The sequence below is a fragment of the Candidatus Poriferisocius sp. genome (assembly GCF_965208355.1).
In the GTDB taxonomy this organism is placed as follows: domain Bacteria; phylum Actinomycetota; class Acidimicrobiia; order Acidimicrobiales; family Bin134; genus Poriferisocius.
This window is the reverse complement of the sequence record NZ_CBDBOM010000003.1, coordinates 1-24,502: the sequence shown is the minus strand read 5'-3', so window position 1 is coordinate 24,502 and position 24,502 is coordinate 1. Positions and strand designations below refer to the sequence as shown.

10 protein-coding genes are annotated in these 24,502 nt (G+C 66.7%); all 10 read left to right on the top strand.

Annotation, left to right across the window (positions count from 1 at the left end; all coding sequences use genetic code 11):
- The first annotated feature begins 440 nt into the window (after positions 1–440).
- Positions 441–3,878 (top strand): fibronectin type III domain-containing protein, encoded by a 3,438-nt coding sequence (locus tag ACOGXH_RS01310; RefSeq protein ID WP_419927316.1) that lies wholly within the window; start codon positions 441–443, stop codon positions 3,876–3,878.
- A 213-nt stretch (positions 3,879–4,091) separates the two neighbouring features.
- Positions 4,092–9,041 carry a cadherin-like beta sandwich domain-containing protein gene (locus tag ACOGXH_RS01305; protein ID WP_419927315.1) on the top strand — a complete coding sequence of 1,650 codons (4,950 nt, stop codon included), beginning with the start codon at positions 4,092–4,094 and terminating at the stop codon, positions 9,039–9,041.
- 236 nt (positions 9,042–9,277) lie between these two features.
- Positions 9,278–11,635, top strand: a complete 2,358-nt coding sequence (locus ACOGXH_RS01300) for a cadherin-like beta sandwich domain-containing protein (RefSeq protein WP_419927314.1) — start codon at positions 9,278–9,280, stop codon at positions 11,633–11,635.
- 236 nt (positions 11,636–11,871) lie between these two features.
- Positions 11,872–14,418, top strand: coding sequence for a cadherin-like beta sandwich domain-containing protein (locus tag ACOGXH_RS01295; RefSeq protein ID WP_419927313.1), 2,547 nt, complete (start codon positions 11,872–11,874; stop codon positions 14,416–14,418).
- A 236-nt stretch (positions 14,419–14,654) separates the two neighbouring features.
- Positions 14,655–17,513 carry a cadherin-like beta sandwich domain-containing protein gene (locus ACOGXH_RS01290; protein ID WP_419927312.1) on the top strand — a complete coding sequence of 953 codons (2,859 nt, stop codon included), beginning with the start codon at positions 14,655–14,657 and terminating at the stop codon, positions 17,511–17,513.
- 19 nt (positions 17,514–17,532) lie between these two features.
- Positions 17,533–17,889, top strand: a complete 357-nt coding sequence (locus ACOGXH_RS01285; RefSeq protein WP_419927311.1) for a hypothetical protein — start codon at positions 17,533–17,535, stop codon at positions 17,887–17,889.
- A gap of 260 nt (positions 17,890–18,149) precedes the next feature.
- Positions 18,150–19,343, top strand: coding sequence for a hypothetical protein (locus ACOGXH_RS01280; RefSeq protein WP_419927310.1), 1,194 nt, complete (start codon positions 18,150–18,152; stop codon positions 19,341–19,343).
- A 215-nt stretch (positions 19,344–19,558) separates the two neighbouring features.
- Positions 19,559–21,259, top strand: a complete 1,701-nt coding sequence (locus ACOGXH_RS01275; RefSeq protein WP_419927309.1) for a hypothetical protein — start codon at positions 19,559–19,561, stop codon at positions 21,257–21,259.
- Positions 21,260–21,387: 128 nt separating this feature from the next.
- On the top strand, positions 21,388–23,529 hold the full coding sequence (locus ACOGXH_RS01270; RefSeq protein WP_419927308.1) for a hypothetical protein: 2,142 nt from the start codon (positions 21,388–21,390) through the stop codon (positions 23,527–23,529).
- Positions 23,530–23,629: 100 nt separating this feature from the next.
- On the top strand, positions 23,630–24,502 hold an 873-nt coding region (locus ACOGXH_RS01265; protein ID WP_419927307.1), incomplete at its 3' end, for a hypothetical protein.

Here is a 24,502-nt window from a genome sequence, read left to right as displayed (position 1 = left end):
CCGCGACAAAACGCCCCGCAGACCACGCCCGACACACAAAATTCCCGACAGGCCCCCTGACAGGCCGTGATGGCTTTTCGGGGCTCACCGAGGTGTCTTGGATCTCGGCGAGGTGCGCTTGGATCTCCCCGGTGGTGAGCCCCTGGCGGTCTGCCCAGAACATTGGGTCGTTGGCCGCTATGTGTTGGGCGGTCCGTGTCATCTGCGATCTGACGGTGCCTGCCGCCACTGACGAATCGAGTAGGGGCAGTCCGGCGCGGCAGCATTGTCGTGCTGATTGGGGTGTGTTATACAGTATTGCTATTGGCGGCAGGACAGTGTTGATGTCGGTTGTTTTATGGAGGCTGGTGCGGTGAGCGATTCGGTGAGGGTGGGCGTGCAGCGGGTGCGCGAGGTGACGGCTGGTTGCCCCCCCCCCCCGCCCGAGAAACCGCCGCGGGGTGAGGCGCTGGGCGGCGGCGCTTGCGGTGTTGGCGCTGGGCGCGTCGGTGGCGGTGCCGGTGGGTGCCAGCGAGTCGGTGCCTTCGTTGGCCGGGGTGGCGGTTGCCAGTGATGCTGCGGGTGAGCTGAGGGTTTCGTGGGAGGCGCCAGAGGTGGCGCCGTTCGAGTATCGGGTGCGGTGGGCGCGCGACGATTTGGAGTTTTTGTCGTGGCGGCAGGCCGATGAGGCCCATCGGGGCAATGAGTGGCCGGCTGGGGACGCGACGTCGGTGACGCTGAGCGGTCTTGATGAGGGCGCCGGCTACAAGGTGATGGTGCGGGCGCGGTTCCGCACCGCTGAGGGCAAGGTGGCCGCGTCGCCGTGGAGCGACGAGCTCACCGTCACCGTCGCCGCCGCGCCCCCGCCCGTCCAACAGCAGCAGCAGGAGCCCCACCAGGACGAGCAGGCCCAGCGGGACGAACGGTCCCAGCAGGGCGAGCAGGACGATCAAGAGCAGCAGCAGGCCCAGCAGAAGTCTGACCCGCAGCAGGACGAGGAGTCGTCGCAGGGCGAGTCCCAGCAGAAGTCTGACCCGCAGCAGGATGAGGAGTCATCGCAGGGCGAGGCCCAGCAGGAGGCCGAGGATCAGCAGCAGGAGGCCGGCCAGCAGGAGGCTGAGGAACAGCAGCAGGAGGCCGGCCAGCAGGAGGCTGAGCAGGGGTCTGAGGGGTCTGGGCTTGGCTGGGGCGAGATCGGCGGGTTCGAGGTGTCGAGCGGTGCGCCGGGGGAGTTGACGATTTCGTGGTCGACGCCGGATCCGGTGCCGGATGACTATCGGGTGATGTGGGCGCAGGAGGATCTGGGGTGGCTGACCTATCGGCAGCTGGGCGACGGCGAGACCCGCGGGAACCTGTACCCGCAGGGCGATGTGACGTCGTTCACGCTGCGGAACCTGCCTGTGGGCGTCGCCTACAAGGTGCAGATGCGCGCCCGCTACGGGGTGAGCGGCTCGGGGCCGTTCGCTCGCACCGAGCGCAGCGGCCCGCTCACCGGTCTGGCCACCGTCGAGATCGCCGACACGGTGCCGCCGCCGGGCGCGCCGCGGCTGATGGGCACTGCGCTGGGCCCGTTCGGGGCGGTCACGCTGTGGTGGGCCGCGCCCGCCGAGGGCGGCCCCGTGGAGGGCTATCGGGTGTGGCGCGGCCCCCGGCCTGACGAGCTGGCGGTGATCGCGGACGGCCTCGCCCCTGAGGCGACCACTTACACCGACACGACCACGCCGCCGGGCCAGACGCTGCACTACGCCGTGCAGGCCTACAACGGCACCGGCGAGGGCCCCGCCTCTGGCGCCCTCAGCGCTGCCACGCCCGCGCTGCCCCAAGCACGCGCCGAGCCGGTGCTGATCGAACCGGTGCTGATCGAGTTCGTCGACCCCGAGCCGCTCATCGCCGCCCCCCAGAACACAGAAACCCCGCTGGTCACCAACTTTGCTCGTAGTGCGTCTGGAAGTTATGAGCGATCGGTGGCGCAGCGGTTCTTAGTAGACAACACCGGAACCTGGCGGCTCAATGCGATCGAGCTGAGGATGAGTCGCCAAATCCCCGCTGTGCGCAACGCGGCGACTGTGGGGGTGCATGCCGACGTCGGCGGCGCAGCCGGCGAGCTCTTGTGGCAGCTGACCCCGCCGTCGGACTACCTCACCGACGCCGACACCGACTTCCGCACCTATCGGTTCAGCGCGCCCGAAGGCGCCATCCTCGAAGGAAGTACACCTTATTGGGTCGTCGCGACCGAGGAGTCTACTGGCCCCAACCAAATCCCCGGTTTCGAGTTCGCTATCGGCGGCGGTGAGGAGGGCACCGGGTTCAACATTAGCAACAGTAGTTTAATCGGATTGAGTCTCTCGACCTTCAGGGCGCTCCCGCTGAAGATGGCGGTCCACGGCGCCCAGTTCGACGAGCCCCACGACGAGGCGTCGCGCAGTGTGGTGGCTGCGGGTGGCACGGTTGGGGGTGCGTTTCATCGGTCTCGTGATGTGGATTGGTTCAAGATGACGGGTTTGGAGGCGGGCCGGGTGTATGTGGTTGATGTGCGCGGTGCGTACCGTGCGGCGATCGTGGGCATCTACAACGCCGACGCGACGCGGCTCGACAACGACGGCAGCGGTGGCGACGACGATTACCAGTTGCACAGCGTGGGGGGCGATGCGCGTCGTCGCGCCTATTTTTCGCCGCCGTCGGATGGGGATTATTTCGTGGGGGTGGAGCTGCCGCATCTGAGGGGCGGGGTGTGGGCGTTCTACAGCGATGTGGTGTCGGATCCGGCGTCGGCGCCCGCTGGTGCGCTGGTGGATCGCTGCCACAGATGCGGGCTCCGGGAGGCGTATGTGGTGCTGTCCACCTACACGGTGGCGGTCACCGACCTGCGCAGCACTGATGTGACGCATAATCTCGGTTCCAATGTCGCTGCCGACATTGCCACGGTGGCGGTGGGGTCGAGCGTCGAGGGGTTCTTGCACGACAGCTTCACGCTCGGCGCGCTCACGACCGGCGCGGGCGCGCAGCTGGTGCGGGTGGAGGGGCTCGAGGCGGGCCGCCGCAACCAGTTCACGCTCAGGATGCACGACATCGGCGGGTCGCTGCTCAACGACGTCAGGCCGCAGGTGAACCTTTTCACCCTCGACGGCTCCGATCCCGAGGGGCTGAGAGGCCTTGTCAACTTCGGGGTTTCGGGGGGCTTTTCCCGCACCGGCGGCTCCTGGGAGCACTATTTCAACCGGACCGCCGGGGATTATGTGCGCACGGCTGCCAATTTCGAGAACGAGGGGCTCGTCATAAGCGCCGTAGACGGCTTCGGCGGGGAGCCGCCGAGCGCGTATTTGGGGTCGCGTTACACGCTGTATGCGTGGGGGGAGGCCGAAGATCCCGTGGGGGAGGCCCCCGGCGAGGACCTGCCCGGCACCGACGGGTGGCGCTGGCAGCAGCGCCGGCACCTGTTCACGCCGGGGTTCGTGAGCGCCGACGCCGGAGAGGCGGCGGTGTCGGCGACGGTGGACCGCGACGGCGACAGCGACTGGTTCCGGGCGTGGATGAGCATGCACGACTACAACACCGCGACGGTCACCCAGACCGCGTCGGCGGGCTGTCTGCGGGTGCGCATGTACCAGTCCCCCAGGATCAACGACGTGGCGGTTCCGTGGATCCGCGGCGAGAGCGAGTGGTCGAACGCGACGCGCATCACCGCCGCCTGGGACCCCTACTACGACCACGGCGGGCTGCGCGAGCAGTTCACCTTCGAGGGCATCCACTACATTGAAGTCGAGGCTGGCCCGCTGTACACCCACAACACCGACAGCACCACCCGCTGCACCCTGTCGGGCCTTACCGGCACCCAGCGAGCCGACTACACCGAGTCGAACCCCCGCACCGCCTACACCGTCTCCTTCGCCAACAACTAGCCTCCCACCCGGCACCGACCCCCTCACGGGGGTCTGTCAGGGGCCTGTCGGGGATTTTGTGTGTCGGGCGTGGTCGGGTCTGTCGGGGATTTTGTGTGTCGGGCGTGGTCTGAGGGTCCGCGGTTTGGTGTGGTGGGCTGGTTCGGGTGTGTTGTTGATGGCGGTTGTGGGTTGGTATATTCGTGCCGGTTCAGCTTTGCGGGGAGTTGTGGAATGTTTGCTCGCGGTTGTGGGTGGCGGTTGTGGCCGGCGGTGTTGGTGTTGGCTGGGGTGTTGGTGCCGGTTGGGTTTGGTGGTGCTGGTGCGCAGGGGCTTGCGGCGTTTTCCCGGTTGGTGGATGCGGAGTTCGACTCGTTGGCTGGGGCGGGCAATGAGTATCCGGGGGCGTTGTGGTCGGACGGGTCGGTGTTGTGGGTGGCTGATCTGGTGGAGGACAAGGTGTTCGCGTACGATGCCGCGACTGGCGTGCGCCGGCCGGGCGATGATGTGGATTCGCTGCGGGGGGCGGGCAACACGTTTCCGACGGGGATGTGGTCGGACGGGTCGGTGTTGTGGGTGGCCGACGGCGCCGATTCCAAGGTGTATGCGTACGATCTGGCCACCGGTGCTCATCTGCCGCATCTGGGCATCGAGACGCTGGGCGGGGCGGGCAACGATTGGCCGCGGGGGCTGTGGTCGGACGGCTCGGTGCTGTGGGTGGCCGATTACTGGGATGGCAAGGTGTACGCGTACGATCTCGCGACCGGTGAGCGCCGGCCTGATGATGATGTGGGCTCGCTGGATGCGGCGGGCAACGACCGTCCTACGGGGTTGTGGTCGGACGGGTCGGTGCTGTGGGTGGCCGACATGGCCGACGACAAGGTGTACGCGTACGACCTGGCGACGGGCGCGCGGCGTCCTGCTGGGGATTTCGACACGTTGGCCGCCGCGGGCAATGGCCGTCCGGCGGCGCTGTGGTCGGACGGGGCGGTGCTGTGGGTGGCCGACAGCGGCAAGTCGAACGACGACGGCGAGTCGAGGCTGTTCGCGTACCGGATGCCCGACAGCGCGCTGCTGCGGTCGCTGTCGCTGAGCGGCGCGGACTTCGGGGTGTTCTCCGCGGGCCGGTTCTCCTATTCGGTGCGGGTGCCGTCAGCGACGACGCAGACGACGGTAGCCGCGGAGGCGGCGGGCTCGGGAGCGTCGGTTGTCATCGCGCCCGCCGACGCCGACAGCGGCGCCGAGGGCCACCAGGTCGACTTGTCGCCGGGCGCGAACGCGATCACGGTGACGGTCGCCAACGGGACGCTGGTCGAGACCTACAACGTGGCCGTGGAGCGCTCCTCGCTCGGCGCGGTCGACGACGACGCGTCGCTGGGCGCCTTGAGCCTGAGCGGCGTCGACATCGGCGCGTTCGACCCCTACGACCGCCGCTACGCGGCGGTAGTGCCGTCCACGGTCACTTCTGCCACGGTGACCGCCACTCCCACGAACGCGGACGCGTCGGTCACCATCGCGCCCGCGGACGCGAACTCCGATCCCGACGACGGCCATCAGGTAGCGCTCGGCGCGGGCGCCAACACCGTCACCGTCACGGTGGCCTCGTCGGATCTGACCGCGTCGGCGGTGTACACGGTGCGCGTCACCCAGGTCGACGCTCCCGCCGTCACCGGCGACGCGTCGCTGAGCGCGCTCACCGTGGCCGAGACCGACACCGACGACGCAGTCGGGATCGGCGCCTTCAGCGCCGACACCCGCTCATATGCCGCTGCGGTGGACAGCTCGGTCGGCTCGGTCACCGTCGCGGCGACGCCCGCTGACCCGCACGCGTCGGTCACCATCGCGCCCGCCGACGCCGACACCGCGACCGACGGCCACCAGGTCAGCCTCGCCGCGGGCGCCACCACCGCCGTCACCGTCACGGTGGTCTCCTCCGACCTGTCCGCCACCGCGCAGTACACGATCAGCGTGGGACGCGCCTACACCGACGGCGTCATCCGCCTCGACCCCGACACCACGCCCGTCGCCTCCATGTGGTCCGACGGCGACGTCTTGTGGGTCGCCGGCCCCGACTGGGTCCACGCCTACGACCTCCAAACCGGCGCACGCCAGACCGACCGCGACTTCCCGCTCACCCACGCCCACGACATCCACGGCGACGACCTGCGCGACGGCAGATTCGAAGGAGGAGGCCTGTGGAGCGACGGCGAGCACCTCTACGCCCTCGAAGGCCTCTACGGCGGGCTCTACGCCTACGACCCCGCCACCGGCGCACGCCGACCCGCCTACGACCGCAACGGAACCAGACCAAACCGGCCGGATCTGGTCGTGTTCCCGATCGCCGACTATGCGCCTGAGGGCATCTGGTCCGACGGGACCAACATGTGGATCGCCGACAGCGAGTTCTCGCAGATCTTGGTCGTCGACCTCACCACCGGCAACTACCGTCACGGCGGGCGGCCCTTCAGCACTATCGGCAGCATCGGCGGGCGCTTCGGCAACCGTTCCCCACGCGATGTGTGGTCAGACGGCGAGATCATGTGGGTGCTCGACGACGACGACGACAGGATCTACGCCTACGCCTACGACTGGGACTACGTCGACCGCCAGACCAGCTTCGAGATAGGCGCGCTGGCAAGAGTCGGCAACGACGATCCCGCTGCCATCTGGTCCGACGGCGACACCATGTGGGTGCTCGACAGCGAGGACCTCATCGTCTACCCCTACCCGATGGCACCGCGTGCGCGGCTGGCGAGCCTCTCGTTCACCGACGTCAGCTTCCGCGGACTGCGCCCGAGGGTCGACACCTACAAGGCCGCGGCCGACAACACCGTGAGCGCCACCACCGTCGCCGCAGCCGCCACGGAATCCGACGCGACGGTGACCGTCAGCCCCGCCGACGCCGACAGCAACACCGACGGCCACCAGGTCGACCTGTCGCTGGGCTCCAACACCGTCACCCTCACCGTCACGCTCGGCACCCAGGTCAGGACCTACACCGTGAACGTGGTCAAGCACGACGTCGCGACTCTTTCCTCGGACGCATCGCTCAGCACGCTCAGCTTCAGCGGCGCCTCCACGTTCAACCCCGATGAGTGTCCCTGCAACGCCCAAGTCGACAACGACGTCACTCAGACCACCATCACCGCTGCTGCGACGGACCCCAACGCGACAGTGACCGTTTGGCCCTATCACACCAAGAGCGATGCCGGCTACCAGATGGGCCTCGCAGAGGGCGGTAACCGCCGCTTCACGATCACCGTGGTGTCCTCGGACCTGTCGACGACACGGCTGTACACCGTGAACATACATCGCCCTCCTGCAGACAGATTGCCGAAGAAAAGCACTGGCCCGAGCCTGCGCGGCTTGTGGTCCGACGGCGAGGTCATATGGGCGGCCGAGCAGGAGTCGAACACGCTGTTCGCCTACGACTTGGAGACCCTCGCGCGCCTGCCTGACCGCGACTTCGGCGGATTGGAGAGCGGCCACGACACGGTGGTCGGGTTGTGGTCCGAGGGCGACATCATGTGGGTCGCCGTCACTCGCTACGGAATGGCCCGCGCCTACGAGTTGTCCACCTGGGAGTACACGTCAAGTCGCGACGTCACTATCTCGTGGTTCACCCCTGCGCGCCCGGCAGGCCTGTGGTCGGACGGAACGACCATGTGGTACACCGACCGGAAGCACCAGCGGATCTTCGCCGTCGATCCGGCCACCAATCAGCGGGTCGGGGCCAAGGACATCCTCGGTCTGGGAAGACACGGCAACGACACTCCGGGCGACCTCTGGTCCGACACGGTCACGATGTGGGTGCCCGACTACTGGGATTCGAAGCTGTACGCCTATGAGCTAGCCACCGGCGATCGCCAGCCGCAGCGCGATGTGGAGGTGCGGGGGACGAACGGCGAGCTGACCCGCCCGCAGGGAGTGTGGTCTGACGGTCACACCATGTGGGTGACCGACCATCTCAGCGACAGCATCGTGACCGTGGATGCGCCGGTGAGCACGCTGTTGACGTCGCTGGCGCTGAGCGGCGTCGACTTCGGCACTTTTGACAAGGGGACGAGGGACTACTCGGCGACGGTGGCCGCCACGGTGAGCTCGGCCACGCTCACCTATGAGGTGTTCGACGACGAGGCCGAGGTCGTCGTCTCGCCCGCCGACGCCGACACCGGCGCCGACGGCCACCAGGTCGACCTCGCGGAGGGCGCCAACACCATCACGGCGACGGTGACGGCGCCCGACGGCACAACCACGGTGTACACCGTCACCGTCGAGCGGGCCGCGGCGTCGCCGCCTCCGGATGTGCGATTCGTGCCCGGTGACGACCCCATTGAGAAGCATAAGGAGCCGGCCCAGCAGCAGTCCGAAGAACAGCAGTCCGAAGAGGAGCAGTCCGAAGAGGAGCAGCGGTCCGAGGAGTCTCAGTCCGAGGAGTCTCAGGAGTCGGCGGCTGATGAGGTCGGCGCGGTGGTGGCGTCGAGTGGTGCGCCTGGGGAGTTGAGCGTGTCGTGGGGAGCGCCGGGTGTGGCGCCATTCGGGTATCGGGTGATGTGGGCTCGTGAGGATCAGGGGTATCTGTCGTATTGGCAGGCCGATGAGGCCCATCGGGGCAACGCGTGGCCTGACGGCGACGCCACCTCGGTGACGCTGTCGGGCTTGGAGGAGGGCGCGACGTACAAGGTGCGGGTGCGGGCGCGGTTCCTCACCGAGGGGGGGAGGGTGTCGGCGTCGCCGTGGACCGATGAGGTCACGGCGGTGGTGTCGGCGTCGCCGGCCGCCCAGCAGCAGCAGGCCGACGAGCCCGAGACTGAAACGGACGAGTCTGGGTCTGTGGGGCCGGCGTTGACGGCGAGTTTTGAGGGGGTGCCTGATGCGCATTCGGGTGCGGGCAGCGATTTGGTGGTTCGGGTTCGGTTCAGTGAGCCGTTGGCGGTGAGCTATGTGACGATGCGCGACGGCGGTGGGGTGTTCGTGCAGTCCCCGCATCGGGTGGTCAGGGCCAAGCGGGTGGAGGGCCGCAGCGATCTGTGGGACATCACCATCAGGGTCGGCGGCGACCGGAGGCTGTCGGTGACGGTGTTCGAGGGCTCTGGCTGTGACGGCGAGCATGCGGTGTGCACCGCGGACGGGCGGCCGGTGTCGAGGTCGGCCCAGGTGTTCGTCGAGGGCCCCAGCGGCTAGCCAGGCGGCGCGGTCTCGACGCTGAGGCGGCAGCCCGGGCGCCTGACCAGCGCCAGCGGCTGTACCGCGGCTCCGTCTTGCCGATAGCAGGCTGCCGGCGGGCTGCTGCGGTTTTGGTGGCCGCGCGGTGTTCGTGCCGGTTCGTGGGTGCCGGTTCGTGGGTGCCGGTACGGATGTACTATGGCTGGGCGCAGGGCCGCGCTGGTGTGGCTCGCCGGGCACGGAAGGGGTGCGCTGTGGTGGATTGGGCAGCTTCAGGCGGCGGAGGCGGCGGGGCGGCGGCGCCGGATGCTCGTAGGCGGCGGCGCCGGCTGGTTCGCTGGGGTGCGCTGGCGGCGGTGGCGGTGCTGGCGGCTGGTGCGCTTCCTGCGGGGGCGCAGAACGCCGACCCGCCCATGGATTCGATGGCGGACCCGCCGCCGGCGGCTGATGATGCGTCGCTGAGCTCGTTGAGCCTCTCGGGTGTGGACTTCGGCGGCTTTTCGGGGGAGGTGCTGGTGTACGCGGCGAACGTGGCCGCGGATGTGTCGGTGACCACGGTGACCGCGACGGCGGCGAACCCCGCGGCGAGCGTGTCGGTCAGCCCCGCCGATGCGGACGCCGATACGGTGGGCCACCAGGTGAGCCTGGCGCCGGGCCGCAACTGGGTGCGGGTGAGCGTCGGCTCCGCTGACGGCAACGTGCAGCAGCAGTACACGGTGGTGGTGATGCGAGACCCCGGGCCGGCCATGACCCGCAACCCCGACAAGGACATCGGATACGCCTACGGCAGCGACGAATTCACGACCAATCCCGACTACGACTGGAGCGAGGGCGGTGGCCCGTTCACGGGGATGCTCTGGGGCGAGGGTACGACGCTGTGGATGAGCGACGGTCGTCATCTGCTCGCATATGACCTCGAGTCCGGTTTGCCTCAGGGCGACCTTCACTATCCCGTGGAGGGCATGCCCAGGGACATGATCAATGGGCTGTGGTCCGACGGGACCACGATGTGGGCGTCTCCCGGGCACTACTTTTCCGAGATCATCGCCCACGAGCTGGGGACGGACAAGCGCACATGGGACGGGGACAAGCGCACATGGGAGGGGGACCTCGACACCGGGCTCTGCTGCGAACCGCAGCTTCGGGGACTGTGGTCGGACGGCGACACGATGTGGGTTGTGGAAAAGGACAGCCAGGATCTGCTCGCGATCGGTCTCGAAGACGGCGAGCGCCGCCACGACTCGGACATCGACCTGGGCGATATCTACCACGCCGTGGGCCTGTGGTCGGACGGCAAGACCATCTGGGTGACAGCCAGCAGGGGTCCGTTCGGCGAGGCTGAGTACGGGGAGATCCGCGCCTATGGCCTGGAGTCGGGTGAACGTGTGCCGGAGCTGGACTTCGGCGAGTTGGACTACATGTGGCGCACGACGGGCATCTGGTCTGACGGCGCGACGATGTGGGCCGCCGAGGGCCGGTGGGGCACCCAGATCTGGGCGTTCAACATGCCCGAGAGCGGGCTGTTGTCGTGGCTGGATGTCAGCGACGCACACATTCCGTTTGCCGCGGACCGGTTCGACTACTCGGTGGAGATGCCTGATGGGGTGTCGCGGGTGACGCTGTCGGCTGCTGCGGCGTTCTCGTCGTCGGAGGTGTCGTTCTCGGTGGCGGACGCGGATGCGGCTGTGGGCGGCGTGCAGGTGGACTTGGCGGAGGGGCTGAACACGGTGGTGGTGACGTCGGTGAACGGCGACGACACGCGCACCTACACGCTGCGGATCAACCGCGCCGACCCGCCGCCACCCCCGCCGCCGCCGCTCAGCACGGCGCTGTCGTCGCTGGCGGTGAGCGGTGTGGAGCTGGCGTTCTCGGCGGATCGGCTGACCTATGCGTCCGAGGTGGGTGCAGATGTCGAGAGTGTGACGGTGTCGGCTGTGGCTGCTGATGAGCGGGCGTCGGTGACGGTGCTGCCCGCGGACGCCGATTCGGTTACTGATGTGCATGAGGTGAGCCTGTCGGTGGGCGCGAACGTGGTGACCATCACCGTGGTGGCGGGCGAGGACATACTCACCTACACGGTGGTGCTGACCCGTCCCGCCGGCGAGAGCGAGGGCAGCGACGATGCTGTGGGCGGCGAGAGCGACGGTGACGGACCAGAATCGCTTCAGCAGTCAGAGTCTGATGAGTCGGAGTCTGGGTCTGAGCAGCGGTCTGATGAGCAGCGGTCGGAGTCGGAGTCTGATGTGTCGGAGTCTGGGTCTGTGGGGCCGGCGTTGACGGCGAGTTTTGAGGGGGTGCCTGATGCGCATTCGGGTGCGGGCAGCGATTTGGTGGTTCGGGTTCGGTTCAGTGAGCCGTTGGCGGTGAGCTATGTGACGATGCGCGACGGCGGTGGGGTGTTCGTGCAGTCCCCGCATCGGGTGGTCAGGGCCAAGCGGGTGGAGGGCCGCAGCGATCTGTGGGACATCACCATCAGGGTCGGCGGCGACCGGAGGCTGTCGGTGACGGTGTTCGAGGGCTCTGGCTGTGACGGCGAGCATGCGGTGTGCACCGCGGACGGGCGGCCGGTGTCGAGGTCGGCCCAGGTGTTCGTCGAGGGCCCCAGCGGCTAGCCAGGCGGCGCGGTCTCGACGCTGAGGCGGCAGCCCGGGCGCCTGACCAGCGCCAGCGGCTGTACCGCGGCTCCGTCTTGCCGATAGCAGGCTGCCGGCGGGCTGCTGCGGTTTTGGTGGCCGCGCGGTGTTCGTGCCGGTTCGTGGGTGCCGGTTCGTGGGTGCCGGTACGGATGTACTATGGCTGGGCGCAGGGCCGCGCTGGTGTGGCTCGCCGGGCACGGAAGGGGTGCGCTGTGGTGGATTGGGCAGCTTCAGGCGGCGGAGGCGGCGGGGCGGCGGCGCCGGATGCTCGTAGGCGGCGGCGCCGGCTGGTTCGCTGGGGTGCGCTGGCGGCGGTGGCGGTGCTGGCGGCTGGTGCGCTTCCTGCGGGGGCGCAGAACGCCGACCCGCCCATGGATTCGATGGCGGACCCGCCGCCGGCGGCTGATGATGCGTCGCTGAGCTCGTTGAGCCTCTCGGGTGTGGACTTCGGCGGGTTCTCTCCGGATGTGGCCGACTATGCGGCGAACGTGGCCGCGGATGTGTCGGTGACCACGGTGACCGCGACGGCGGCCAATTCGGCGGCTGAGGTGTCGATCCTCGCTGACGACGCCGACCCCGATACCGACGGGCATCAGGTGGGGTTGAATCGGGGCCGCAACTGGGTGCGGGTGTCGGTGACGTCCGCCGACGGGATGGTGCAGCAGCAGTACGAGGTGATGGTGGTGCGCGATCCGGGGGAGGCGATGAGCCGCAATGCCGATGCCGACATCAGCATCCACGGCGACCCGCCGCAGGACGGATGGGCCTATTTCAAGGGCGTGTGGGGCATCAACGACCGGCTCATGCTGATCGGCCATGGCGGCAGCTCCCAAATCCGGGAGGCGTGCACGATCCAAAGCTATGACTTGGCGACGGGTCTGCAATTGGATCCTCGGCTGCTGGATGACCCGTTCCTGCCGGGGTGCAGTCCCTTTCCCACGCTGAACGCGGTCGTCAACGGCGCGTGGTCTGACGGGGAGATCTTGTGGGTCTCGTATCTGCATCAGAAGGTCATCAGGGCATATGACCTCGAGGCAGGCGCGTTCTTGCCTGAGCGGCACATCAGCACTCGGAGCGCGAAGTCCGGGTCGCAGCTGCTGCGCGGGGCGTGGTCCGACGGCGAGACGATCTGGGTCGCCGAGAACTATGCCTTGAAGGTGTTCGCGTTCGACCTCGCCAGCGGCGAGCGCCGGCCCGATGCCGACATCGCGCTGGAGACGGGTGCCGACAGAGCAGACGCCGGGCTGTCGGAGAGGTACAAGATCTTCGGGCTGTGGTCCGACGGGGAAACGATGTGGGTCGGCGAGGGCTGGGCCGCCTCCCAGATCTACCCGGGACCCAACCGCATCTGGGCCTACGACCTGGAGACAGGTGTGCGAAAGAGCGACCTGGACATTCCCGACCCGCTCGGCACCAACAGCACCGCATACGAGGGTGCCAACATGGCGGGGTTCTGGTCTGACGGAGCGACGATGTGGGTCAGCGAGACCCGGTATTCCGAGTCCATCAGGGCGTTCAACATGCCCGCCAACGCACTGTTGTCGTGGCTGAAGCTCAGCGACGCCGACATCCCGTTCTCCGCGGACCGGTTCGACTACTCGGTGCGGGTGCCGCTGGAGGTGTCGCGGGTGACGCTGTCGGCTGCTGCGGCGTTCTCGTCGTCGGAGGTGTCGTTCTCGGTGGCGGACGCGGATGCGGCTGTGGGCGGCGTGCAGGTGGACTTGGCGGAGGGGCTGAACACGGTGGTGGTGACGTCGGCGAACGGCGACGACACCCGCACCTACACGCTGCGGATCAACCGCGCCGACCCGCCGCCACCCCCGCCGCCGCCGCTCAGCACGGCGCTGTCGTCGCTGGCGGTGAGCGGTGTGGAGCTGGCGTTCTCGGCGGATCAGCTGACCTATGCGTCCGAGGTGGGTGCAGATGTCGAGAGCGTGACGGTGTCGGCTGTGGCTGCTGATGAGCGGGCATCGGTGACGGTGCTGCCCGCGGACGCCGATTCGGTTACTGATGCGCATGAGGTGGGCCTTGCGGTGGGCGCGAACGTGGTGACGGTCACGGTGGTGGCAGGCGAGGAGATGCGCACCTACACAGTGCTGTTGACCCGTCCCGCCAACGACAGCGATGGCAGCGACGATGCTGTGGGCGGCGAGAGCGATGGCAGCGACGATGCTGTGGGCGGCGAGAGCGAGGGCAGCGACGATGCTGTGGGCGGCGAGAGCGATGGCAGCGACGATGCTGTGGGCGGCGAGAGCGAGGGCAGCGACGATGCTGTGGGCGGCGAGAGCGACGGTGACGGACCAGAATCGCTTCAGCAGTCAGAGTCTGATGAGTCGGAGTCTGGGTCTGAGCAGCGGTCTGATGAGCAGCGGTCGGAGTCGGAGTCTGATGTGTCGGAGTCTGGGTCTGTGGGGCCGGCGTTGACGGCGAGTTTTGAGGGGGTGCCTGATGCGCATTCGGGTGCGGGCAGCGATTTGGTGGTTCGGGTTCGGTTCAGTGAGCCGTTGGCGGTGAGCTATGTGACGATGCGCGACGGCGGTGGGGTGTTCGTGCAGTCCCCGCATCGGGTGGTCAGGGCCAAGCGGGTGGAGGGCCGCAGCGATCTGTGGGACATCACCATCAGGGTCGGCGGCGACCGGAGGCTGTCGGTGACGGTGTTCGAGGGCTCTGGCTGTGACGGCGAGCATGCGGTGTGCACCGCGGACGGGCGGCCGGTGTCGAGGTCGGCCCAGGTGTTCGTCGAGGGCCCCAGCGGCTAGCCAGGCGGCGCGGTCTCGACGCTGAGGCGGCAGCCCGGGCGCCTGACCAGCGCCAGCGGCTGTACCGCGGCTCCGTCTTGCCGATAGCAGGCTGCCGGCGGGCTGCTGCGGTTTTGGTGGCCGCGCGGTGTTCGTGCCGGTTCGTGGGTGCCGGTTCGTGGGTGCCGGTACGGATGTACTATGGCTGGGCGCAGGGCCGCGCTGGTGTGGCTCGCCGGGCACGGAAGGGGTGCGCTGTGGTGGATTGGGCAGCTTCAGGCGGCGGAGGCGGCGGGGCGGCGGCGCCGGATGCTCGTAGGCGGCGGCGCCGGCTGGTTCGCTGGGGTGCGCTGGCGGCGGTGGCGGTGCTGGCGGCTGGTGCGCTTCCTGCGGGGGCGCAGAACGCCGACCCGCCCATGGATTCGATGGCGGACCCGCCGCCGGCGGCTGATGATGCGTCGCTGAGCTCGTTGAGCCTCTCGGGTGTGGACTTCGGCGGCTTTTCGGGGGAGGTGCTGGTGTACGCGGCGAACGTGGCCGCGGATGTGTCGGTGACCACGGTGACCGCGACGGCGGCGAACCCCGCGGCGAGCGTGTCGGTCAGCCCCGCCGATGCGGACGCCGATACGGTGGGCCACCAGGTGAGCCTGGCGCCGGGCCGCAACTGGGTGCGGGTGAGCGTCGGCTCCGCTGACGGCAACGTGCAGCAGCAGTACACGGTGGTGGTGATGCGAGACCCCGGGCCGGCCATGACCCGCAACCCCGACAAGGACATCAAATTCGACTTCGACAATGCCTCCGCACGTGACCCTGACAATCCCCAACTTCCGTCCGATCCCAGACTCCCGTACGTTCCCCTGACTACGGGGTTACAGGTAGGGCTGCTCTTTGGCCAGGGAACCACGTTGTGGGGGAGCGACGCTCGCACGCTGTTCGCGTATGACCTCGAATCCGGTCTGCCGTCGAGTGGCCGGCACCTCCGCCTGGCGAACGTTCCCAATTCGATCTACGGGCTGTGGTCCGACGGGACCACGATGTGGGCGTCTCCCGGGTACCACGAGTTCGTCATCCAAGCGTATGAGGCGAAAACGGGTGAGCGCACGCCGGACAGGGACATCGACACCGAACTCTGCTGCTACCCAGTGCTCAGGGGCATATGGTCTGACGGGGACACGATGTGGGTTGTGGACGACGACGTCCAAGATCTGCGCGCGTACGACCTCGCCACCGGCGACCGTCGGCCCAACTCGGACATAGAACTGGGTGAGATCTACAAAGCGATGGGCCTGTGGTCGGACGGCAAGACCATCTGGGTGACAGCCAGCAGGGGTGGGTTCGGCGAGGCTGAGTACGGGGAGATCCGCGCCTATGACCTGGAGTCGGGTGAGCGTGTGCCCGAGCTGGACTTTGGTGAGTTGGACTACATGTTCCGCACGACGGGCATCTGGTCTGACGGCGCGACGATGTGGGCTGGCGATGGCCGGTGGGGCACCCAGATCTGGGCGTTCAACATGCCGCAGAGCGGGCTGCTGTCGTGGCTCGATGTCAGCGACGCGCACATTCCGTTTGCCGCGGACCGGTTCGATTACCTGGTGCAGGCGCCTGATGGGGTGTCGCGGGTGACGTTGTCGGCTGCTGCGGCGTTCTCGTCGTCGGAGGTTTCGTTCTCCGTGGCGGACGCGGATGCCGCTGTGGGCGGCGTGCAGGTGGACTTGGCGGAAGGGCTGAACACGGTGGTGGTGACGTCGGCGAACGGCGACGACACCCGCACCTACACGCTGAGGATCAACGCCGGAGATCCACCGCCTCCGCTGCCGTCGCCGCCCAGCGCGGCGCTGTCGTCGCTGGCGGTGAGCGGTGTGGAGCTGGCGTTCTCGGCGGATCAGCTGACCTATGCGTCCGAGGTGGGTGCAGATGTCGAGAGCGTGACGGTGTCGGCTGTGGCTGCTGATGAGCGGGCATCGGTGACGGTGCTGCCCGCGGACGCCGATTCGGTTACTGATGTGCATGAGGTGAGCCTGTCGGTGGGCGCGAACGTGGTGACCATCACCGTGGTGGCGGGCGAGGACATACTCACCTACACGGTGGTGCTGACCCGTCCCGCCAACGACAGCGATGGCAGCGACGACGCTGTGGGCGGCGAGAGCGACGGTGACGGACCAGAATCGCTTCAGCAGGAGGAGTCTGATAAGTCGGAGTCTGGGTCTGAGCAGCGGTCTGATGAGTCGGAGTCTGAGTCGGAGTCTGGGTCTGAGCAGCGGTCTGATGAGTCGGAGTCGGAGTCGGATGTGTCGGAGTCTGGGTCTGTGGGGCCGCCGGTGACGGCGAGTTTCGAGGAGCTGCCTGCTGCTCATGGGGGCGCGGGCACTGATTTGGCGGTGCGGGTGCGGTTCAGCGAGCCGTTGGCGGTGGGCGTTGAGACGATGCGCGGCGGCTGGGCGCTGTTCGTGGGTTCCCCCCATGAGCTGGTCGGCGCGCGGCGCGTCGGGGGGGCGAGCGATGTGTGGGAGTTCACGGTCAGGGTCGGCGACGACGAGCGGCTGAGGCTGACGGTGTTCAAGGGCACCGGTTGCGATGGCCGTCACGCGGTGTGCACTGCTGATGGTCGGCCGGTGTCGAATTCGTTGGTGGTGTTCGTGGAAGGGCCCGACACCGGCGGCGATGATGGCGACAGCGGCGAGGCCGCCGACGACCAGCAGGCCGGCGACGAGCAGCAGGGCGACGAGCAGCAGGGCGACGAGCAGCAGGGCGACGAGCAAGAGCAGGTTGCGGTGGTGCGGGCTGAGGACGAGATCGGCGCGGTGGTGCTGTCGAGCGGGGCGGCGGGGGAGCTGACGGTGTCGTGGGAGGCGCCGGTGCTGGCGCCGTTCGAATACCGGGTGATGTGGGCCCGCGACGACCTGGACTACTTGTCGTACTGGCAGCCCGACGAGGCCCACCGCGGCAACGCGCGGCCCGCGGGCGACGCCGCCTCGGTGACCCTCGCCGGCCTCGAGGAGGGCGCTGTCTACAAGGTGCAGATCCGCGCCCGCTTCCGCGACGAGAAGGGCAAGGTCTCGGCCTCGCCGTGGACCGCCGAGCACACCGCGACGGTCACGGCCTCTTCGCAGCCCTAGGGGCCCGCGCCGGGGGAGCATGGCCCCCGCAGCGGGCGGCGCCGTGTTGGGGCGCGCCGCTTCCGCTGCTGGCGGCGCCATGCCGGCGGGGATCTGGTCCGACGGCGAGGTCGTTGTCACCAAGGTCGCTTGGTATCGCGGGATGTCGGAGACCGTGACCAGGACCGATCACGCCGACTACGAGCGCATCGTCTTCTACGCGCCGAACTGGTCGATACCGCAGGCCCACTACGGGGAGTCCTACACCCCCACTGAGGACGACGTCGGCAAGTACCTGATGGTCAACGTGTACTACTGGGATCGGCTGAACGGCGGCACGATATTGCATGACGTGCAGGCGGTTCGCACCCCGGGGCAGGTCGTGGCCGCGTCATAGAGCGCCAGGCCCCAGCGACACTGCCTCGGGAAAGCCCCCGGGGAAACAACCGCAAGACGCGAGCCCGTCCCGCCGCCGAGCTGCACCTCACCGATCACAGCAGGTGCCTGATCTCGTGCTGACGGATAGGTATTGACTCAATTATGTTGTAGATTAGACTTACCAGTGTCGGCAGCTATTCGGTGTCGGCAGTTCCCTGCGAGAGGCGTTTGGTGGAAGGTGCGATCAGGCGACCGGTGCAGAGAGGATCTGCGCGGTCGGTGCGACGACTCACGGCGACCTGTGTGGTCGCAGCCGCATTCTTGGCAGTCGGCTGCACCGAAGATGTCGAGCCGCAGGCCGACATTTCCGATGTGTCTGTCGAAGAGACCGTCGAGGTCACTACGGCGACGGCCACCCCGACATCGACGCCGGCGGTCGAAGATGTCGAGTCGCAGGCCGACATGTCCGATGTGTCTGTCGAAGAGACCGTCGAGGTCACTACGGCGACGGCCACCCCGACATCGGAGCCGGCGGTCGAAGATGTCGAGTCGGAGCCGGCGGGCGAAGATGTCGAGTCGGAGCCGGCGGGCGAAGATGTCGAGTCGGAGCCGGTAGGGGACGACGCCACGGCTCAGCCGGACCAGGCAGAGGCCAGCGACGAGCCGCCGCCGAAGTCGGATGCCGCGTCCTACACGCAGTTCGTCGTGAGCCAGGCCATCGACCTGTACGACAGCGCAGGGCGGGACGCGTTGCTCGCCGAGGTCAACAGCCCCGACAGCGTCGACGGCCAGTGGTATGTCTTCGTCGTCGACTCCGACGCCACGATCATCGGCCACTACGACAGCAACCGCTTGGGCGCTGACCTGAACGGCTGGATCGGCACCGACGTCAACGGGTACGTCTTCGGAGCCGAGATGCTGGCAGCCACCTCAGCCGGCAAGTGGGTGCCTTACGTGTTTTCGAATCCGGCGAGTGGCGCGCTCGGCGACGAAGACTCGTTCGAGCTGAAGAACGCCTGGGTGGTGCGCCACGACGGCTTGCTGTTCGGCTCGGGTTGGTACATCGACACCGATGAGTTCGCGCCCCAGCTCTTCTCGGCGGCGGCCGAGCGCTTTCGCAGCGGCGGAATGGACGCCTTCTTGGAGTTTTCAAACGATCCCAGCGGCATCAACGCTGGCCTGATACCGATCGCGGAGTACTACAACCGCACCGACGCGCTCGACGGATTCTTCACGGGAATCGCCGCTGATCCCGACGGCACGATCCTGGCCCATATCGATTCTGGGCTCATCGGCAGCGACATTGAAGATCTGCTGGGGCCCGCAGTGCGCAATGCCACCGCCGAGGGCGGCTGGATCACTGCCGATGAGAACCCCGAGGGCATCGGCCCCGAGACCATGCGCATGTGGCTGGTCGACGTCGACGGGACTCTCATCGGCGGCGGCTGGTACCGCCTCGCTGAAGGCGGCTGAGCCGCAAATGGGGGACAGCACTGCGCTCGCTCAATCGAGGCCGCTCGCTGTGCACACGCCGCAACTCGTCCTCGACTCCACCTGAGAGGGCAACCGTTATGAACAGGTCATTCAGTCAAGCTCGGCAGCGTCAGAGTTCTGCGGGATATGGCGGTCGCCGGCTGTCAACGCTGCTGTGGCTTCTTGCAGCATTCGTGCTCCTGGCGGCGACGACAGTGAGTCCCGCCGGCGCCCAAGAATCGACCGATTCGTCGCCCGAAGACTCAGCAGACGGCAGCTCCCAAGGCGACGGCTCAGCCGACGGCGACACTGCTGGCAGCGATTCAGAGACCCAGACAGAGTCGATGCCGCCGCTGGTGATCGGCGGGGCCAATTCCGCCGGAGTTCCCAGCGGGTTTTCTGGCGTCTTGGGGCGGTTCCACATCGTGGCGGATCGTGTCGTAGCGGATGGCGACTCCGCTGTCGGCGACTCTGCTGACAGCGACTCGGCGGATGGCTCTGACGCCGCGGATGACGACTCCGCTGACGCCTGTGCGGACGACGACAACGCTGACGATGAGGTTCAATGGTCGCTGTCCGGCCCCGACAGCGACCTCTTGCAGATCAGCAACAGCGGCGTGCTGTGCTTCGCGGCGCCGCAATATGCGCAATTCGTGGGCGGAAACGACGCCAATGGCGACGACGTGTTCGAGGTCACGGTAGAAGCCAGCACCAGCGCTGGCCGCTCCGGGTCCGCCGACACAAGTGTAGGCGTCTTCGGCGACGGACCCCGGGTGATCGACATCCATCTGGGTCCTGCGAACCCCGACGAACGCTTGATCCTCAAGGGCGAGCGTTCTGTCTACTATCCCGGCGACACCATCAGCGCCACGGTCACGTTCGGCTACGGCGACGCTCCGATATCAGTTCGTGTCGGGGGCTCACCTCAGCTGATGCTGAATGTCGGAGGCACAACCCGAGTCGCCGAGTACCGCTCCTCGCATCAGTCGCAGGTCTTCTTCGAATACACCGTTGCCGCCGACGATGAAGACGCTAATGGGGTTTCGATTGACAAGAATTCTCTGCGCCTCAATGGCGGTTCGATAGCCGGCGGCAGCGGAAGCAAGTCGCCCTTGACGAATTCCTTGCTGCCGAGCAGTCCCGATCACGTGGTGCGTCCGGTGCCCTTCGAGATAACGGGTCCGACATCGCTGACGAGGTACGGGGGGGCCAAATTCGTCGACAGGTTCACCACGGCTGAAACCAAATGGGTGAGGTGGATTCTGATTGGCCCAGACAGCCAGCACTTCCAAGCATCAGGCGAAGTCAACAACAGCGGCAAGGCAGTCGATCTGCTTTTTGCCAGCCCCCCAGATCACGCCACGCCGCTCGATGACGACGGCCAAAACGACTACGAAGTGACCATCATCGCCATTGCGGAAGAAGACATCCTCGAAGCGGAAGAAATCGGCTTCGACATCAGCAGAATTGGGGGATACGAGGCGTCTGTTGACCTCGTGGTGACTGTCGTCGCTCCTCCTCCCGAAATCGACAATATCTACTTCGGTCAGAGTCCTGGCAGGAACGTCTCATCGGGTACGAGTCTTGATGACGGCAACTACGCCGTCGGCGACGTCATCACGGTGAATGTCGAATTCGACACCAGCGTCACGGTCACGGGCACGCCTCAGATCGCGCTGGACATCGGCGGGGTCGAACGCCTGGCCGATTACCACAGCACTGACGGGGCGGTGGTCGTGTTCCGCTACACGGTCGTCGAAGGCGACGCCGACAGCGACGGCGTGACGATTCCTGCGAACTCCCTGCGGCTCAACGGCGGCACGATTGTCAACGCCGATGGAACCGCAGCCAAGTTGAAGCACACCGCGATCCAGGGCGGCTCCGGCCAGAGAGTCGCCACCCCAGGCGGGCTGTAGAGCCCCGATAGATCTGGTCCGCAAGCAAGGAAGTTGACATGAACCGGCCAAAGACCCAAGTTCAGAGTCCCCGGGGCGAAAGGACTGCCGGGCACAACAGCTCCCTGACTTCGGTATCCCGGCGGCTGATGTCGCTTCTTGCTGTGTTGGTGCTCGTGCTGGCAGCGGCGGTGAGTCCCGCCGGCGCCCAAGAATCGACCGAATCCCAGGCCGAAGACCCTGGCGGAGAAAGCGCCGTTGACGACCGTGCCCGCACGCTGACGCCATGGCTCCACAGGGTGAGCGAGTCGGGCACCGAGACGAACCGCACGACAGTGCGAGCTGACTTCATTGTTCGTGTCGCATTTCTTCGCGGCGGGTCAGCAGTGCAAGTGACGGATTTCGACTTGGACAGTGTCGAAGTGGTCAATGGAACCGTCTTGAGAGCCACCGATCATCATCGCGGCTCGCATATCAAGTTCTTCGAAATTCGACCCGACTTCGGCGCCGACTCTGAGACTTTGACGGTGTCGGTTCCGGCAGGGAGTGTGGAGTTTGAAGGCGAGACGAATGAGGCGGGCTCGATTGAGTTTACGATTGGCGCCCCGTTGACGGTTACTTGGGAATTGCAGTCTCCCGAGCCGATTACCGCTGCCGAATTCGACGTTCAACTGCGCCTTTCGCACCCGGTGGTCACTACCGCTGATGATGGTACGGCCTTTGAAGCATGGTCGGATATCGACGTCACGGGAGGCTGGATAAGCGATGTTCGGGGCCTAAGCGATCAGCTGTACCACCTCACGCTACGTCGGACTGATCTCGGCCGAGGGTCGGTAACGCTCCATGTGCCCGCGAAGCGGTTCGTGATACGTCAGGCGAGCCAGGTTCATGAGTGGAATCAGGAATCGGAAATCCTGACGGTGACGACGCACCCAGTGCCGCTGACGCTCCAAGGGCGCACGTCCTATGCGGTCCCCAGCGGGTTCAGCGGCGACGTGGGGTCTTTCAGTGCGACAGGTACCAGCGAGAACGTCGAATGGTCACTGTCCGGTCCTGACAGCGACATGTTGCAGATCAGCAGCGACGGCGACCTGGGCTTCGCCGCCGCGTACCAGTACTCAGGCGGCGACGACTCCGACGGCGACGATGTGTACGAGGTCACCGTGGAAGCCAGCACGAGCGGCGGCCGCTCCGGGTCCGCCGACGCAACCGTCACGGTCCAGGGCGACGGGCCTGCGGTGCTTGGCCTCGATTTCCGCCTAGCTGGAGGCCCTGTGTTCTACCCCGGTGACACCATCCGCGTCAGGGTCCACTTCGGCGACCCCGCGGCTCCGCAATGGGCTCAGCTCGAAGAGCCAGTGGTGGTCGATGGTGCACCTCAGTTGCTGCTCAACGTCGGTGGCACTGCACGAACCGCCGAATTTCTCTCCGCACGCGGGCCATATGTATTTTTCGAATACACCGTTGTCGACGGCGATGAGGACAACAACGGCGTCTCGATTGACTCCACTTCCCTGCGGCTCAACGGAGGCTCAATCACTGACAGACGGGGAAGGCACTCGCCGCTGACGCACGGCCCAGTGACGGACAGTGCCCCACACCTAGTTCAGCCGCCGCCTTTCGAGATACTGGGCTCGTCATCGGCGACGGTCTACACCGGAACCGACGAGTCAGTCGGCACCTTCAGCGTTACGAAGTACGGCGCGTATGTGTCTTGGTCCTTGGAAGGCGCAGACAAGGACGACTTTCGACTCACCGACGTCGATGATGGGGTTTCACTGGAGTTCGCCAGCCAGCCGCATCACGCCGAGCCACTCGATGCTGACGGTGACAGCGACTACGAGGTGACCATCGTTGCCAGCTCGCAAGTCTTCGAGGGTTACGAAGCGACGCTCGACGTTGTGGTGACCGTTTCGGCAGCTCCTCCCAGGATCCAGAGTGTCGAGTTCAGTTCGAGTCGCGCCGGCGGCAACTATTTCGTCGGCGATGTCATCACGGTGAATGTCCGATTCGATTCCGGTGTCACGGTGACGGGCACCCCGCAGATTGCGCTGGACATCGGCGGAGTCGAACGCTTGGCCGACTACGCAGGCAGCGACGGAGCAACGGCCGTGTTCCGCTACACGATCGTCGAAGGCGACTCCGACAGCGACGGCGTGACGATTCCCGCGAACTCTCTGCAGCTCAATGGCGGCACGATCGTCAACGCCGACGGAACCGCAGCCAAGTTGAAGCACAGCGCGGTCGAAGGCGGCTCCTCTCAGAGGGTCGCCGCTCCAGGCGGGCTGTAGGCCCCGACAGGTCACCGAGAACTACCGAGAAAGCGAAGTCGGCATGAACAAGAAAGGCATCCTTATGAATGGGTCAGAGAGCCGAGACAAGAAGTACAGGTTGACAGCCGCGAGCCGGCCGTCCCGACTGCTGATGTCGCTATTGGCTGTCTTCGCGCTCCTGGCGGCGACGGCAGTGAACCCCGCAGGCGCCCAAGACTCGACCGAGTCGACGCCCGAGGAGTCCAACCCAGACCGGGATCCCTCGCGCGATCTTCTGAACCTTGACGATGACGGCCGTCAGTCTCCGATATTGCACGGCATCTGGTCCGACGGCAGCACCGTGTGGGTGAGCGACGGGCATATTGCCGACAAGATATTTGCTTACGACTTCGATTCCGGCGAACGCATTGCCGACAAGGACAATGACGGGCTGCGAGTCGACTGGCACAGAAATGTTCGTGACATGTGGTCTGACGGGACCATCATGTGGGTGGCCATAGATGACAGCCGCGATTGGCTGTTCGCCTACGAGCTAGAGTCCGGCCAGCGCCGGAACGAGCGAGACATCGACCTCAAAGACCCCTACGATGGCGTGTCATCAGCGGAGTGGGCGGCGTACCGTAACGGTAAGCCGAGAGGGTTGTGGGGGGACGGCACCACCCTGTGGGTGTCGGACCACAACGGCGTCATTTTTGCCTACGACTTGGAGACCGGCGCCTTCTCAGACGAACGGTCCTTCAGCACCGGCTTTGGCTTGAAGGACTGGGTGAGGGGCATTTGGTCTGACGGACTCACCATGTGGCTCCTCGAGGGCAAGACCAAGCAGATCTTGGCCTACGAGTTGGCCACCGGCCGCCGTCAGCCACACTATGACATCGACGCCGACGTCGAGGCCTTCTCGCATTACAACTACGACGGCGAGTTCGGTCCTGCAGGCCTCTGGTCTGACGGAACCACGATGTGGGTGCCTATCGGAAAGTTCAGTTCCAAC